This is a genomic window from Arthrobacter sp. NyZ413 (assembly GCF_049390645.1).
In the GTDB taxonomy this organism is placed as follows: domain Bacteria; phylum Actinomycetota; class Actinomycetes; order Actinomycetales; family Micrococcaceae; genus Arthrobacter.
Window position 1 is genome coordinate 956,898 of sequence record NZ_CP155434.1, and the last position, 15,826, is coordinate 972,723.

A 15,826-nucleotide genomic window follows, 5' to 3' on the forward strand; every position below is an offset into this window, starting at 1 on the left:
GCCCGCCGTCAGCTGCGGCGTTCAGCTGCGGATGACGTGGCGGACCTCCGGCGCGATTTCAACACGGTTCCGGCCGGAGTTCTTGGCCGCGTACAACGCCATGTCCGCTTCCTTCAGGAGCCTTTCGCTACTGACGCGATGGCCCGGGACGTAGGCCGAGATCCCGGCGCAGACCGTCAGGGTGCCTGAGGGGTTGCCGGAATGCGCGATGTTAAGGGCACGAATCGACTCGAGGGCGCGCAAGAGCCGGGTTTCAGCTCCAGTTAGCCTTTGGCCGGGAAGCAGGAGCAGAAATTCTTCGCCGCCGAAGCGGTAGATCCCGTCGCTCTTGCGTCCCCCGCCAGCGAGCGAGGCGGCCACCGCCTGGAGCGCCGCATCTCCCGCCTGGTGCCCGTAAATATCGTTGTAGCTCTTGAAATTGTCGACGTCGCAAATGGCCAGGCAATAGTCAGTTTCATAGCGGGCGCTCCGCTGGTGCAATTGTTCGAGGTCCTCGGCGAGCTTCAGCCGGTTGTAGAGCTTGGTCAGGGGATCGGTACGGGCTTGCTCTGCGAGTGCCTCACGATAGCGGGCAAGGTCCGAATGCAAGGACGTCACCCGCTTTGCCACGAGGAGCCGGGTATGGAGGGTGAACGGGTCAAGGGGCTTGGTCACGTAGTCGTCTGCGCCGGCTTCCATCCCTGCGATCACGTCCGCGTGCGAATCCTTTGATGTCACGAGGACCAGGTAGGTGTAGGCGTAGTCTTCAGCGTCGCGGATCGACCGGCACAGGTCCAGGCCGTCGATTCCGGGCATCATGAGGTCCGTGACCACCACTTCAGGCCGGTGTTGCCTATAGAGTTCCCATGCGGACGTGCCGTCAGCGGCCACGATGCATTCGTGCCCCGACTGTTCGACTGCGGCTTTCGCGACCAGCCGGGAGCCGAGATCGTCGTCCGCCACAAGAACCTTCACGAGGCAACCGAAAGTGCCCTGTCCAGGGCGTGGTCGACGAGGACGAGTTCAGCGTCCAGCCTGGCCAGGAGCGAGGGGTCGACGGCGGCCGGGGCTGAGGCGCCGCGCTCGATGTCCTCGCACAGCTTCGCTGCACGGTTGGCTCCGATGTTTGCCGATGAACCTTTCAACTTGTGGGCCGCTTGCTTGATTTCCTCCCCGGAGCCGTTGGCAACGGCTTGGTGGAGGGCATCCAGGCTGGGTTGGACACACTGGCGGAAGGCCTGTGCGGCTGCCGGCAACAAACCCAAGCCGTCCGCCGGTCCGAGGTCCCTCAGGACATCCAGCCGCGCCGGGTCCAGTGCGGGGCCGGCAGGTTCCCCCAGGGAATGCTTAGGGACCCATCGGTCCAAGAGTTGTTCAAGTTTGCCCATGTCGACTGGTTTGGCGAGGTAGTCGTCCATGCCGGCGGCTCGGCACCTTTCGCGGTCCTCGTCCAACACACCTGCCGTCATCGCGATGACCGGGAGCCGCCGCCCCCCGTCCAGCCGTGCCCTGATGGCCCTGGTGGCCTCGAAGCCGTCCATGACCGGCATATGGCAATCCATCAGGACGGCCGCGTAGCGGGTGGATGCCGTGGCCGCGAGTGCTTGTTCGCCGTCAGCCACCACGTCCACGTTGAACCCCAGCTTCTCCACCATGCTCCGCGCCACGAGTTGGTTCACTTCATTGTCTTCCACTACCAGGACGAGCCCGCGCGATGGCCGGCCTGGACCCACCGGAAGCGGATATGCCGGCTGCGGGGACACATGCGCAGCGGCGGTCGCCGGACGGCTTGCCACGAGCCGCATGAGGCGGTCGTAGAATTCGGAACTCCGAACCGGCTTGGTCAACCATTCCTGGACGCCGGCGGCGGTGAGTTCGGCTTTGTTCACGTTCATGGTGGAGGTCAGCATGATGATCCGCGTGGATCGCAAAGCGGTGTCCGCGCTCAATTGCCGTGCCAGCTCCAGCCCGTCCATGCCGGGCATGCACATATCGAGGACGGCGATGTCGAAGGGGTGTCCGGCGTTGTGCTCCTCCCGGCATCGCTCCAGCGCTTGGCGGGCATCGCCCACGGCTTCGGGGATCAGCTGCCATCCGGCCAGTTGCGCTTCAAGTACGAGGCGGTTGCTTGCGTTGTCGTCCACTACGAGGACCCGGCGGCCGGACAAGTGGTCCTGCCCGATCGACGGCGGAGCCGGGGCCGGGCTCGACACCGCGAGCGGCAGGGCAGTCCAGAAAATGCTGCCGCCTCCCAGCGAGCTCTCGACGCCGATCTCGCCGCCCATGACCTCGGTGAGCTTCCGCGAGATCGCCAAGCCAAGGCCGGTCCCGCCGTAGCGCCGGGTAGTGGAGGCGTCGGCTTGGGCGAACGACTCGAAGAGCCTGAAATGGTCGGCGGCGTCGATTCCAATGCCGGTATCGCGGACCTCGAAGCGGACCCGCACATTTTCGGTATCCCGCTCCACGACCTTGGCGCTGATGACCACTTCGCCGGCTGGGGTGAACTTCACGGCGTTCGAAGCCAGGTTGAGCAGGATTTGGCGGATGCGTCCGGAGTCTCCAACGAGCATCGCAGGAACTTCCGGGCGGCAATACGCAATAAGTTCCAGGCCCTTGGCTTGCGCGGCTTCGGCCATGAGCGCCGCGAGCTCTTCCACCAGCGTCCGCGGATCGAAGGGGCGGGGATCGAGGTCCACCTTGCCGGCCTCGAGTTTCGAAAAATCGAGGATGTCGTTGATCAAGGTCAGCAAGGCTTCGCCCGCGCCCCTGACTCCCTCCGCGTAGTGGCGCTGGGTCTCGTCCAACGGGGTACCCAGGAGCAAGCCGGTCAACCCGATCACGCCGTTCATCGGGGTGCGGATCTCGTGGCTCATCGTTGCCAGGAATTCCGACTTCAACCGGCTTGATTCCTCTGCCGCCTCCCGGGCGGTGACCAGTTCTGCCTGCGCGATTTTGCGTTCGGTAATGTCCTGGCCAATGGTCGCGATTCCGTGGGTTCCGCCGCTGCCGCGGATCGGGGACATCGTCAGCGAGACGGGAACGATCGAGCCGTCGATTCGGACGCGCTTGGTTTCGTAGCTGTGGGTTTCCCCGCCGGTCCTGATGATGGCGAGGAGGCGTTCTTCCTCCCCATGCAGTTCCTCGGGAATGATGAAGGAGACATGCCGGCCAATCGCCTCGGCTGCACTGTAGCCGTAAATTCTTTCGGCGCCCGGATTCCAACTGGTGATGACTCCATCGAGGGTCTTGCCCACAATCGCGTCGGCGGAGGAATTGACGATCGCGCCGAGCCCTTCGAGCTCCGCGGTCCGCTGGGCCACTTTCGACTCGAGGTCCCGCGTGAGGTTGATGTTCTCCAGGATGATGAGTACCTGGCGAGTCACGGCCAGGGCCAGCACAGTGATTCCCACACCTTGGAGGAAAGGATCGCCCGGTCGGCCGGTCCGGATGGGGGCAACCATGACCATGCCGACGACCGGAACGTATGGCAGCAGTTCAAGAGCGAGGGTGTAGAGTCGCCGGTCCGGCCTGTCCCGCGTCAAGTAGGGGACCATCGGGGCCAAGGCGACAAGGAGGAACGCGATGATCCAACCCGCGGCGAGAGGGGTCCCGGTGAGTCCGGTGACGCCGTCGGCGGTTAGTTTTACATAGGTGCTGTCCGTGATTGCCAGGACGAGCAGCCCGCCACCGAGGCACACCCACCGCAGCCGTTCGCCGGGAGCCCGCCGCATGGTCAGCACCAGGACAATGGAGACCATGACGACGTCGACCACGGGATAGGCAAGGCCCGTGAGATGGGCGAGGATGTCCGTATCTTCGGCCTTGTACATGGAGCCGAGCACGGTGGCCCAGCTCATGAACAGCACCGCTGAAGCGATCACAGCCGCATCCAGGATCACCCGAACGAAGGCCACCTTGGACACCCGCGGCCGGGGGAACAAGTAGACGCCGATAGCGGCCGGGATGGCGCAACCCACGAAGGCGGCGTCGGCCAGCGAGGGGTAGGGGTAGCTGTGGTTCCTGCTCAAGCCGAAGAAGGTCCAGATCGCCTGGCCGGCAGCCCACATGAGGGTCGCCGTGGCCATGAACCACCATGCCCGGGAGTTATCGTCCTCGCGGCGGGCGGCTTGGGCGCAACTGGCTGATGCTATGAGTGCGGACGCGAGGATGACGAGGTCCCCTGCGGATTGTGCGGCAGGCGATCCGCTGTTCATGCCCAAGGCCACGGTGAGGAAGGCGACGGCAATGAAACTCAGGGCCGCCAGCCACCCGAGGGCAGGCCTTCGCAGCACTTGCCTGCGCGTCCCGACCGCCGGACCGGCCCGGCGCTCGCCCATGGATTGCATACGGATCCCCCAGTTGGACCTGTCTATGCAGAGACCTCAATTAACCTACAAACAAACTTTGCCACCCTCAGGGCAAAAGCTCCATGGTTCTGGTGGGAAAGGTGGGAATTCCGGCCCTCGTTTCCCGGACCGGCTCCTCTTTTGACCGGCGCTGCTTTTGTACGGCGCTACTTTTGACTGAGCAGGGGGAGCACGTGGTCTGTCAGGAGCGGGGCAAGATCGTCCGGGAGCTCCGCTTCAAGGTCCAGCCAGCGGATCTCGGCGATTTCGGCCGAAGGACGGGCCTCCCAGGTTCCCGGAGCAGTGAAGACCGTGGCTTCGATGTCCGTGGCGGCCTCGTTGGCGGCAACCGCGAGCCATGTTCCCAGGAGTTCCAAAGCATCCGGCCCGATGACGATGCCGACCTCCTCGAACAGCTCCCTGGACGCCGCCTGGGCTGCAGTTTCGCCCGGTTCGGGCTTGCCGCCCGGATGCATGAACTTGTCCGTGCCGCGCTTGCGCACGGTCAAGAGCCGTCCGGAGCGGTCGTAGACGCAGACGGCGCTGACGACGATCAGGTCCTTGGCCGGGTGTTCCTGGGTCATTGCATCCTCCTCAGCCGGGATTCCAGCAGCAGGTCCTTGGCGGGTCCCCGGACGTCCCAGGCGTAGTTGAATTCATCCGGCCCGGCCCAGGAGTAGTTGACTTTGTAGTCGTCGGGCGCGCACCAATGCGTGTCCTCGTTGGCGTGCTCGACGAAGCTCATCCGATGGAAGGGCTTCCCGTCGGGAAAATAGACATCCATCGCTGCCGGCGAGTCCGAGGGCCGCAGGAGGTACTCGCGGAAAGCCGGTCCGGTGTGGGTTGGCCAGCTCATGGTTCCGTCTTCGCGCAGGAGGAGGCCGCCGTCGGGGGTTTCCGAGTAACGCACGACGCCGGTAAAGGTTCCGCGGGTGCCGCCGGCGCGGTCCCAAAGGGACCGGTGAATGCTCCATTCGCCGAGCAGATAGGCGCGAAGGTCCGGCGCCGGGAGCGATTCGCGCGACTGGTCTTTCAAGTGCCCTCGATTGGAATCGAACCAACGACACCGGCTTTAGGAGAGCCGTGCTCTATCCACTGAGCTACGAGGGCCTGTGCCGGGGAGGAGTTTCCGAAGAGCCGCCGTCCGGACACGCATACAAGCATACAAGCTGCGGCGACGCGGCTCGACCACCGACACCACGGCTCCGAGGGCCTGCCGTAGGCTGGCGGCCATGAGAGACCAGATCACGGTACCGGCAGCGCGCGGAGACTACGTCCCGGACCTGGCCTCGACCCGATCGGCCATCGGCAGCTGGGCCCACCTGAGCGTGGTGCAGTACTTCGTGGCCGAATCGGCGGTGATCGATGCCTGGGGCGGGCCGGAACCGTACAGCCGGCGGACGGGCTTCATCAGCGACCTCGGTGCCCTTAAGTGCGGTATCTACGAGCACCGCGACGTCTGTTCGCCATTGCACTTGCTCATGGACGCGTCGTTCGTGGTGCAGGGGCTCGGGATGCTGTTCGGTGCGCTCCTGCTGACTTCGACGCTCCTGAGCATCGCGGCCCGTCCCGGTGTGCGGATCCAGCCAGGGGCCGCCTACCGCAGGTCCTGGTCCGCCGCCGTCGTGATCCGTATCGTTACGGCAATATCCGGGCTCGGAACCGTCATTGTGGGCCTTGTGCCGGAGGACCTCGGATCTCCATTGCACCTCACGGGAGCACTGATGTTCTTCATCGGCGGCGCGTTCGCCTTGTTGGTCCTTGGAGTGCTCTGGCTGCCACATACCACGGTGAGTTGGTTCATCCTCGTTTGCGGATCGGTGTCCTTCGTCGCCCTCGTGGCCGGCGGCCTGACCCGGATGGCGATCCCGGAGCCCGGAACCCTGGAGCGGCTGATGGCGTACCCGTTGACCATCGGATTCAGCGCCGCGGGCCTGGTCATCGCCCAAAGGGTGCGGGACGTCCGGCGGGCTGCCCGCTTCCAAGTTCGCTGAATCTTCGGGCGAAACCCCCCCTTGTTAACGAGTGGGCGTGTTTGGATTATCATGAGTGCACTTGCGGGAAAGCGCCGGGCTGAGGGTTCCATGCAGCCAGGCAGACAGAAGATTGATCGACACAGCAGAACATAGGACCCATGACTCATCAGCTTGTTCTGCCGGGCGCGGCGCTTCCGCCGGGCGTTACGGCTCCGCCGGTTGCCAGCGTGGTGCCGGGTGCGGCGACGCCCGCTCCGATTGCCGTCCATTTCGGCGACGACGGGATCGTTGAGGTCACGCTCCCGGTCAACGCGGTTGTCAGGTCCCATGAAGCCAAGGCAGCGGCTTCGGCCGTTCGCGAATTCTCGGCCGGGCGGAAGGTCCCCCTTCTGCTGACCGTGACCGGCGTGCTCGCCATCACCACCGATGCGCGGGCATCCTACGGGAATCCCCTCGCCATTTCGGCGTGCGCCTTGCTGGGGGAGAGCCCCGTGGACCGCGTGATCGCGCACTTCTTGCTTCGCGCGAAGCCCGAGTCCTTGCCCGCGCAATTCTTCACCTCCGAAGCGGAGGCCCGTGAGTGGCTGAAGGAACACGATGGTGAATCCTGAAACGCAGGATCCGCGCCTCCTTGCCCTCGTCGAAGGCGTGGTCCGAATCGCCGACGGTGACCTCAGCACCAGGATCCCCGTCTCCGGTCCACGGGACGAAGTCGCCGCCGTCATCACGGGCATCAACCTCATGGCGGACGATCTCCAGGCCATTTACCAGGAGCTCGAAGAGCGGGTGGAAAGCCGTACCGCGATGCTCCGCGAGGCCCAGATCGAGCTGGAGCGAATGGCGCTCACCGATCCCCTCACGCAACTGGCCAACCGCACCGCCCTCAACCGCGCACTCAGCTACGAGCTCACGGAGTCCGAGCGCGGGGAGCTTCCTCCCGCTTTGTTGGTCATGGATTTGAACTCGTTCAAGGGGATCAATGACACCTTGGGCCATGGAGCGGGCGACACGGTCCTGCAGGTCACCGCGCAGCGACTTCTCGCGGCGGTCCGCGACGGCGACACCGTCGCCAGGCTCGGCGGCGACGAGTTTGCCGTCATGCTGCCTAAATCCACGGCGGCCCACGCACGGGGAGTGGCCAAACGGATCCTGCGCGCGGTGGGCGAAAGCATCGACATCGGCGAAGTGCGCATCATTTGCGGAACCAGCATCGGCCTCACTGTCGGCCAACCCGGCCAGACTGTGGACGACGTCGTGATGGAAGCTGACACGGCCATGTACGCCGCGAAGGCCGAGCAACGTAGCAGCGTCCGGGTCTTCGAACCGGCGCTGCTCTACGCCCGGCGGCTGCAGGGCCTCATGATCACGGAATTGCGCGAGGCGATACGCACGGATCAGCTGGTGCTGTATTTTCAGCCGGTTGTGGAGTTGAGCTCGGGGCGAATCGAAGGCGCGGAGGCTTTGGTGCGCTGGAACCATCCCGAGCGTGGGCTGCTCATGCCGGACCAATTCATACCGCTGGCCGAGGAAACCGGCATCATCATTGATCTCGGCTATTGGGTATTGCGGCAGGCGATGCGGCAATTGCGCGAATGGCAGGAGCAGCCTGGCGTCACGGGCGATTTCAGCATGCGGGTCAATATCTCGACCACGGAATTACAAAGCCTCGAATTGATCGAGCATGTCAGGGAAGTGCTGGCCGAAACCGGGGTGGAAGCTTCCAAACTGGTCATCGAACTGACGGAATCCATGGCCGTGAACGGCAGCGACATTGACAAATACTCGCTGACTGGACTGCGGCGCTTGGGTATCCGCCTGGAGATCGACGATTTCGGTACCGGTTATTCGTCCATCAGCTATTTGCGCAACCTGCCCGTCAACGTGGTCAAGATCGACCGTTCACTCATCCAAGGTTTGGGCTCGAACGACAAAGAACGCGACTTTGTTGCCGCCGTCCTGCAGCTTATCCATGCGTGTGGAATGCAAGCGGTCGCAGAGGGAATCGAGACCGCGGAGCAAGCCGCCGAGCTTGCCCGCCTCGGCTGTGCCAGCGGCCAAGGTTACTACTTCGGGCGGCCCATGGCTCCCGACAAGTTCGCCGAACTCCTGGCGGGCTCCTAAGCGTTTCCGGAGCTCCGCCGTCGTGCGCGCCGCCCCGGAGCACACCGCCGTCGTACGGACGCGGAAGGGCACCTCACTGCGGTGAGGTGCCCTTCCGTATGACGCTTTAGCTGATGCTAGTTGGTCGGGGTGCTCTTAGTGGTGGCGTTCGGCCACCAGCCGGTCGCGAGCGGGTTGCTCGTGACGGTGGCATTCGGCCACCAGCCCGTTGCGGCGGGGTCGCTCTTGATAGTGGCGTTCGGCCACCAGCCCGTCGCGTCCGAGGAAGTGCTGGAGAAGTTAGGCCACCAACCGGTTGCTACCGAAACGGTGGTGGAGAAGTTAGGCCACCAACCGGTTGCTACGGACGAATCCTGCGAAGGGTTCTCGCTGCTGGCGGAAACGGCTGCCGAGCTGGAAATCCCGCCAATCAAGATGGCTGCGGCCGCAAGGAGTGCGGCGATGGTTCTTTTCATACGGAATGCTCCTGATATGAGTTACTGATGCGACTGGAGTGAATGGAGTGAAACATGCCAATTATAGAATCAACGACACGCCGTGTCACTAACGGTTTGTCAACTGGGACAAATTCCGTGCTAATCGTCGGGTATTCGCTGCGATGCATTGCCTCTGGCCGGGAACCGGGCAGTGCCGGGACATAATGGAGCTATGCGAGAAAAGAAGGTCGCGCCGTCATACGCTGCCGCGGAACTTGAGGCGAGGGGTCATCGCGCGAGCCATGACTTCGCCAAAGCCGCCGACGGCGCGCGCTCGGCCGCGGACATTGCCCTCGACGAGGGCGACTCCGCCGGCTGGTGGAACATGACGTTCCTGCAAGCGGAAAACCTTCTCGACGCCGGCGAGTTCAGTGAGAGCGCGAAGCTGGCAAAGTCGCTCTCGGAGGCTCCCCTCGCGGCGACCTCAGTACAGCACCGTGCCCGTGCGCTCATCCTCATGGCGAACTCGCTCCGCGGCGAAGGGCTCCTCGAGAAGGCGGCTTCCACCGCGGCGTCGGCCGTCGGGCTCGTGGACGACGACGCGGACATGGAAATCGACGTGCACGCACGCCAAGCCCTGATTGCCGCTTATGGCGAATCCGGGAAGCTCGATGAAGCCTGGGCAGAATGCCTGTCCCTGTCCGAGCGGATCTCCGACGAAACCGATGACCAATTGGCTGGAAAGGCCTACTGGGTGATCGGCAATGTGGCCTTCCTTTGCGACAGGATAGACGACGGACTGCACTACCACGAGCTCGCCGCGGAAACTTTCTCCCCTTCCCGGAACCTCGACGTCTGGGCCAAGTTCAACAAAGCCTCCGCCGCGATGAGGCTAGCCGCCGAAGTCGCGGATGCCGCGACCCTCAGGTGCATTGAACGCGCCGAACTTGCCACCGACGTCGTGGGCGGAAGCGAGGAAGACATCATCCTCCTCCGCCTCAACCGCGCACATTGGAACTATCTCGCCGGGGAGGCGGGCGAGGCGATTGAATTGCTCGGCGAGATCAAGGACCGCGCCGACCAGTTGCCCCCGCAAATCGCCGGCGAAGTCTTCCTCCTCCTCGGGCGGGCGCAAGCCGAAACCGGAAACAAGCAAGCAGCCGCTGAAAGCCTCCTGGAGGCAGCGGACCGCTTCGACAAAGCCGGGGCACACCAGCGCGCCCTCCAAGCGCGGGAAATGGTCGAAACCGGGAACAGCGCGGATCGGCAATAGCGCCGGGAGCGCAAGCTTCTCAGGCGCGCTTTGACCGCTGCCGGCCCAGCACTGCGGCCACCACGCCAACAACCACGCTCGCCAGGAACAGCACCCAGCCCACCACGGTGAGCGTCGACGCCAAAGCCACCTGACCGCCGTCGGGCACTGGAGACGCCAGCGTGGTGTCTATGGCGATGTTGCCCCACAAACGGACCACCGCGAACAGCAAGGGGGCTGCCCATAGAGCCCAACGCACCGCCCGGCCAGCCACGTTTGTACCGATCAGCAGTATCCAGGTGAATGCGAAGATCAGCGGAAACAGCGTGCCGGCGGTCTTGTGGATGAAGCTGAGCTGGCCACGGGCGTCGTCGTTCATGGCGCTGTGGAGGTGCTGGACGTAGTCGGTCGAGAATCCGCCGATGAGGGAATCAGGCATGGCCAGGCCGCCGGACAGCTGGGTCATCTGGTTCAGCGTCAAAAGGTGCACATACCAGAAGAGCAGAACACTCGCCACGATGCCGGCGACCACCACGAGCTTCGCGTTGCTCGCGGCCTTCTCGGGCGAACGCTGCGTAGTGGGATTCACCACCGAGGGCGATGAGTGCTCCGGGACAACGGCATTCGCGCCGTGCTTCTTGATGCGCTGGGCGCGAGTCTTGGCCATGCCATCCATTATCCCGGCACTTAAGCTGGAAACATGACCACAGGCAGGCATTCCGCCATAGAACTTGATCCTTCGCTCAATGATTACGAGCTGGCCGCTGCCCTCGTCCGGGAAGCCGGGCAACTTGCGCTGCTCATGCGCATGGGCGGATTGCAAGGCGAACGGAAGACATCGGTGTCCGACGTCGTCACTGCCGCGGACCGGGCAGCCGAAGCCTACGTGCTCGAACAACTCCGGCGCTGCCGGCCCGATGACGGGATCCGGGGCGAGGAAGGCAGTTCGGTGGCCGGGAGCAGCGGACGGACCTGGGTGATCGATCCCGTGGACGGTACCTACAATTTCCTCCATGGTTCCACGTACTGGTGCTCGGCGATCGCGTTGAAGCGCGACCAAGATGCTTCTGCTGTTGACGTGGACCCTGACGTCATCCTCGGCGCGATCTACCAGCCTGAGTTGGACAAGCTCTGGACCGGCGGCGATGGCCACGCCGCCGCATTGAACGGAGAACGGATCGCGGGGCCGTCCAACGCGGCACTGGGCGAACTTGGCGCTGCGACCTACATCCATCCCACCTGGTTGGCCGATCCCCGCGCCGCCATGCCTTGGCACGCCGTTGCGGTTTCCGCCGCCTCGCTGCGGATGTTCGGCTCCGGCTCGTGCGACCTCGGACGCGTGGCCGACGGCGAACTCGGGTGCTGGTTCCAACACAGTTGCCCTGAGTGGGACTGGCTCCCTGGCAAGGCGATCGTCCGCGCGGCCGGCGGGCACACCGCCGTCGTGAACGTCAACGGCCTGAATTGGTTCATCGCCGGAGGCCCGACGGCGGTGAGCGAGATCCGCGGGGCGCTGACGTCCGTGCCGCAATTCGCCTGAGCATGCGCCTTGTTGGGGGTGTGCGTTGCGCATGCTCTTTGCTGGGGGTGTGCGCTGAGCATGCTCCTCGGGGGTTCGTCACGTTGACATTGGGTGTCAGTGCCACCGCCTAGACTTGTATGCACCATGGATATGTTGTTTGACCCGTACGCGGATGGCCCTTTCAAAGCCGGCAGCAGGGCTGCCACCAAGGACGCTCCTGCCATGCTTTCGCGCTCCGGCGGGGGTCTGCCGGGCTTCGAGAGAGGGATGCCCGACGCCGGTCACCGCCTTGCGGAAGGACCCAGCTCCGAAGGACCCGGCTCGGAAGGACACAACTCCGAGGGACACAGCCAGCCGGCACATAGCGTGCCGGGCAGCGAGCTTCCGGGTGCCCCAGTCCGTGAGGCCCACGGTTCACCGCACCAAGGCCAAGCCGGTTTGCCGTCGCGCGAGGCCCTGCTGCAGGGATTGAACCCGCAACAAGAGGAAGCCGTCAAGCATGCCGGCAGTCCGCTGTTGATCGTCGCGGGCGCAGGATCGGGAAAGACGCGTGTGCTGTCCAACCGCATCGCCTACCTGATTGCCACAGGACGCGCGCATCACGGTGAGATCCTCGCCATCACGTTCACCAACAAGGCAGCCGCGGAAATGCGGGAACGCATCGAGGCCTTGGTGGGGAACCGGGCGAAGTCCATGTGGATTTCCACGTTCCACTCTTCGTGCGTGCGGATCCTGCGCCGTGAAGCCGCTAATGTCGGGCTGAACTCCAACTTCTCAATCTACGATTCCACGGACTCGCTTCGTCTCATCACGCTCGTTGCCAAGAACCTGGAGCTCGATCCCAAGCGCTTCGCGCCCAAGGCCATCCAGCACAAGATTTCGGCCCTCAAGAACGAGCTCATCGACGATGACGCTTTCGCTTCCACGGCAAATTACAACGAACCCTTCGAACAGGCCGTGGCCGAGGTTTTCAAGGGCTATACGCAACGCCTCCGCCAGGCGAACGCCATGGACTTCGACGACCTCATCGCCCAGACGGTCTACATGTTCCGGGCCTTCCCTGCGCTCGCGGAGTCCTACCGGCGCCGTTTCCGGCACGTCCTCGTGGACGAATACCAGGACACCAACCACGCCCAGTACGCGCTGGTGCGTGAAATCGTCGGCGAGGGTCCGCAAGCGAGCGAGCTGACCGTCGTCGGCGACTCAGACCAGTCCATCTACGCTTTCCGCGGCGCGGACATCCGCAACATCGTCGAATTCGAGAAGGACTACCCGGAAGCCCGGACCATCAAGCTGGAGCAGAATTACCGCTCCACGCAGAACATCCTGAGCGCCGCCAACTCGGTCATTTCACGCAACCCGAACCGGCCGGACAAGAAGCTCTGGACGGCGGAAGGCGACGGCGAAAAGATCATCGGCTACGTCGGGGAGAACGAACACGACGAAGCCCAGTTCATTGCCAAGGAAATCGACCGGCTGCAGGATGAGGACGGCTTGCGCCCGGGCGACGTCGCGATTTTCTACCGGACGAACGCGCAATCCCGTTCGATTGAAGACGTCCTGGTGCGCGTCGGCCTGCCCTACAAAGTGGTGGGTGGCACCCGCTTCTACGAGCGCAAGGAAATCAAGGACGCCCTCGCGTACCTTCGCGTCTTGGTTAACCCGGACGACGACGTCAACTTGCGCCGCGTGCTCAACGAGCCCAAGCGGGGGATCGGCGATCGCGCGGAAGGCGCTGTGGCGGCCCTCGCCGAACGCGAACGGACGTCGTTCATGGCGGCCGCCCGCAAAGCCGAGCAGGCTCCCGGGATGGCCACGCGTTCTGTCAACGCCGTCCTGGGCTTCGTCAAGCTGTTGGACGACCTCGCGGAAGTGGCTACCGGCTCTGGCGCGGCAGCTGCGCTTGAAGCCGTCCTCGAACAGACGGGGTACCTTGCGGGGCTTCGAGCCAGTACCGATCCCCAGGACGAATCGCGCGTGGAAAACCTGGCGGAACTCGTTGCCGTGGTCCGCGAATACGAGCGCGACAACCCCGAAGGTTCGCTGGGAGAGTTCCTCGAACAGGTATCGCTCGTGGCTGACGCCGACCAGATCCCGGACGCTCCCGAAGGATCGTCCGCGGACGCCGCCGCGGCTGTGGCCGAGGCCAAGCGGATGGGCGTGGTCACCCTGATGACGCTCCACACGGCCAAAGGCCTGGAATTCCCGGTGGTCTTCCTGACCGGTATGGAGCACGGGCTCTTTCCGCACCAGCGCTCCGCGACCGACCCCAAGGAACTGGCGGAAGAACGGCGCCTCGCCTACGTGGGCCTGACGCGCGCACGGAAGCGCTTGTACGTGACCCGCTCCGAGGTCCGCAGCATGTGGGGCCAAAGCCAGTACAACCCCGCGAGCCAGTTCCTCGAAGAGATTCCAGGCGAACTCGTTGATTGGAAGCGCGAAGGAACGTCCCGGCAGGTGAGTGGCTGGGGCGGCGCGTCCATTGGTTCCAACCGCTACGGCGGCTCGTTCTGGGGAGCCGGAACCGCGAGGGGAACCGGGGCGAGCCCCACCGCCGGGTTCGACGCCGACGTGCCGGCCGCCGTCGTACGCAACCGCGTCCAGCCGCAAAAGGAAATCGTCGCGGTTTCGGTGGGGGACAAGGTGAACCACACCAGCTTCGGCAACGGGACCGTGATCGGCGTCGAAGGCTCCGGGGACAAGACCGTGGCGAAGGTGAGGTTCGACGTCGGGGAGAAGCGCCTGCTGCTGCGTTACGCGCCGCTGACCAAGCTGGATTCCTAGCGGCAACTGGATGCCTGACGCCTGAAAAACCGCGCCATCGCGCGGTTTTTCTACGTCCCATAGAAGTGTGTGGTTACTCACTTAACGGGTACTGTAGAACCGGCTGGCCTCCCCGGGGGGCTAAAGTTCGAGAGGAACTTGCGCAATGTGACTGGCCGTTTTGCGGTCGTCCAGAGTGCACCTATCCGCAGCCGGCTTTCGCGGTCACCGCGGTTTCCGGCTGTACCGAAACTACTTCGACGTAGAAGGACACTAAACCGTGGACCTGTTTGAATATCAGGCGCGCGATATGTTCGAAGCGCACGGTGTACCCGTGCTCGCCGGCATCGTGGCGCACACTCCTGAAGAAGCAAAGGCTGCAGCCGAGAAGATTGGCGGCGTCACCGTCGTCAAGGCGCAGGTAAAGGTCGGTGGCCGTGGCAAAGCCGGCGGTGTCAAGGTCGCAAAGTCCGCTGACGAAGCGCTTGAACACGCCACCAACATCCTGGGCATGGACATCAAGGGCCACACGGTCAACAAGGTCATGATCGCCCAAGGCGCCGACATCGCCGAGGAATTCTACTTCTCCGTCCTGCTGGACCGGGCCAACCGCAACTACCTGGCCATGTGCTCGGTTGAAGGCGGCATGGAGATCGAGCAGCTCGCGGTCGAGCGCCCTGAGGCCCTCGCGAAGGTTGCCATCGATCCCGCGGTCGGAATCGACCAGGCCAAGGCAGACGAAATCGTCGCAGCTGCCGGTTTCTCCGAAGAACTGCGCGGCAAGGTTGCCTCTGTCATCCTCAAGCTGTGGGACGTCTTCAAGAAGGAAGACGCAACCCTGGTTGAGGTCAACCCCCTCGTCAAGACCGGTGCGGGTGACATCGTTGCCCTGGACGGCAAGGTCTCGCTGGACGAAAACGCGGGCTTCCGCCACGTCCACCACGCTGAACTCGAGGACAAGGACGCAGCCGACCCGCTTGAGGCCAAGGCAAAGGCGCAGGACCTCAACTACGTGAAGCTGGACGGCGAAGTAGGCATCATCGGCAATGGCGCCGGTCTTGTGATGTCCACCCTCGACGTCGTTGCCTACGCAGGCGAAAACCACGGCAACGTCAAGCCTGCCAACTTCCTGGACATCGGCGGTGGAGCTTCCGCGGAGGTCATGGCTGCTGGCCTCGACGTCATCCTCGGTGACGAGCAGGTCAAGAGCGTTTTCGTGAACGTCTTCGGCGGCATCACCGCTTGCGACGCCGTTGCCAAGGGCATCGTTGGCGCACTGGCCGAGCTTGGCAGCAACGCCAACAAGCCGCTCGTGGTCCGCCTCGACGGCAACAACGTCGACGAGGGACGTCGCATCCTGACCGAGGCCAACCACCCGCTGGTTACCCTGGCAGCCACCATGGACGAGGGCGCCGACAAGGCCGCCGAGCTCGCCAACTCGAAGTAAGGGA

13 protein-coding genes and 1 tRNA gene are annotated in these 15,826 nt (G+C 64.1%); 7 read left to right on the forward strand and 7 right to left on the reverse strand.

Annotated elements, in window-relative coordinates; genetic code table 11:
* Positions 1–21 precede the first annotated feature (21 nt).
* The 5 genes from ABCW42_RS04645 to ABCW42_RS04665 all read right to left on the reverse strand — a co-directional run bounded on the left by ABCW42_RS04645 (position 22) and on the right by ABCW42_RS04665 (position 5,435).
* Complete coding sequence (locus ABCW42_RS04645; RefSeq protein WP_423183755.1) at positions 22–954, reverse strand: GGDEF domain-containing response regulator; 933 nt, start codon at positions 952–954, stop codon at positions 22–24.
* Positions 951–4,325, reverse strand: coding sequence for a response regulator (locus tag ABCW42_RS04650; RefSeq protein WP_423183756.1), 3,375 nt, complete (start codon positions 4,323–4,325; stop codon positions 951–953). The genes ABCW42_RS04645 and ABCW42_RS04650 overlap by 4 nt, the downstream gene beginning before the upstream one ends.
* Positions 4,326–4,492: 167 nt before the next feature.
* The gene (locus ABCW42_RS04655; RefSeq protein ID WP_423183757.1) at positions 4,493–4,909 is read right to left on the reverse strand and encodes an NUDIX hydrolase; all 417 of its coding nucleotides are present in this window, start codon (positions 4,907–4,909) and stop codon (positions 4,493–4,495) included.
* Positions 4,906–5,361 carry a DUF6314 family protein gene (locus ABCW42_RS04660; RefSeq protein ID WP_423183758.1) on the reverse strand — a complete coding sequence of 152 codons (456 nt, stop codon included), beginning with the start codon at positions 5,359–5,361 and terminating at the stop codon, positions 4,906–4,908. The genes ABCW42_RS04655 and ABCW42_RS04660 overlap by 4 nt, the downstream gene beginning before the upstream one ends.
* Position 5,362: 1 nt before the next feature.
* Positions 5,363–5,435: transfer RNA gene (locus ABCW42_RS04665), tRNA-Arg, on the reverse strand.
* Between the two features lie 122 nt (positions 5,436–5,557).
* On the opposite strand from ABCW42_RS04665, the gene ABCW42_RS04670 reads away from it, so the two are divergent.
* The 3 genes from ABCW42_RS04670 to ABCW42_RS04680 all read left to right on the forward strand — a co-directional run bounded on the left by ABCW42_RS04670 (position 5,558) and on the right by ABCW42_RS04680 (position 8,422).
* Complete coding sequence (locus tag ABCW42_RS04670) at positions 5,558–6,319, forward strand: hypothetical protein (RefSeq protein ID WP_423183759.1); 762 nt, start codon at positions 5,558–5,560, stop codon at positions 6,317–6,319.
* 140 nt (positions 6,320–6,459) lie between these two features.
* Positions 6,460–6,912, forward strand: coding sequence for a hypothetical protein (locus ABCW42_RS04675; RefSeq protein ID WP_423183760.1), 453 nt, complete (start codon positions 6,460–6,462; stop codon positions 6,910–6,912).
* Positions 6,899–8,422: a putative bifunctional diguanylate cyclase/phosphodiesterase gene (locus ABCW42_RS04680; protein ID WP_423183761.1), complete on the forward strand. Its 1,524-nt coding sequence runs from the start codon at positions 6,899–6,901 to the stop codon at positions 8,420–8,422. The genes ABCW42_RS04675 and ABCW42_RS04680 overlap by 14 nt, the downstream gene beginning before the upstream one ends.
* A 116-nt stretch (positions 8,423–8,538) precedes the next feature.
* Here ABCW42_RS04680 and ABCW42_RS04685 read toward each other — a convergent pair whose 3' ends face one another.
* Entirely contained in the window at positions 8,539–8,877 is a 339-nt protein-coding gene (locus ABCW42_RS04685; RefSeq protein ID WP_423183762.1) for a hypothetical protein, read from the reverse strand.
* Between the two features lie 193 nt (positions 8,878–9,070).
* Between ABCW42_RS04685 and ABCW42_RS04690 the strand changes: the two genes are divergently transcribed.
* A complete protein-coding gene (locus tag ABCW42_RS04690; protein ID WP_423183763.1) occupies positions 9,071–10,111 on the forward strand; it encodes a hypothetical protein in 1,041 nt (346 codons plus the stop codon).
* Between the two features lie 19 nt (positions 10,112–10,130).
* Here the strand turns inward: ABCW42_RS04690 and ABCW42_RS04695 are convergent, their stop codons facing one another.
* The gene (locus ABCW42_RS04695; protein WP_423183764.1) at positions 10,131–10,757 is read right to left on the reverse strand and encodes a hypothetical protein; all 627 of its coding nucleotides are present in this window, start codon (positions 10,755–10,757) and stop codon (positions 10,131–10,133) included.
* Between the two features lie 33 nt (positions 10,758–10,790).
* Here ABCW42_RS04695 and ABCW42_RS04700 point away from each other — a divergent pair, with 33 nt between their 5' ends.
* The 3 genes from ABCW42_RS04700 (at position 10,791) to sucC (ending at position 15,822) form a co-directional block, all read left to right on the forward strand.
* Positions 10,791–11,630 (forward strand): inositol monophosphatase family protein, encoded by an 840-nt coding sequence (locus ABCW42_RS04700; RefSeq protein ID WP_423183765.1) that lies wholly within the window; start codon positions 10,791–10,793, stop codon positions 11,628–11,630.
* 126 nt (positions 11,631–11,756) lie between these two features.
* Positions 11,757–14,396: a DNA helicase PcrA gene (pcrA, locus tag ABCW42_RS04705; protein WP_423183766.1), complete on the forward strand. Its 2,640-nt coding sequence runs from the start codon at positions 11,757–11,759 to the stop codon at positions 14,394–14,396.
* A gap of 259 nt (positions 14,397–14,655) precedes the next feature.
* Positions 14,656–15,822, forward strand: coding sequence for an ADP-forming succinate--CoA ligase subunit beta (gene sucC / locus ABCW42_RS04710; RefSeq protein WP_423183767.1), 1,167 nt, complete (start codon positions 14,656–14,658; stop codon positions 15,820–15,822).
* Positions 15,823–15,826 lie beyond the last annotated feature (4 nt).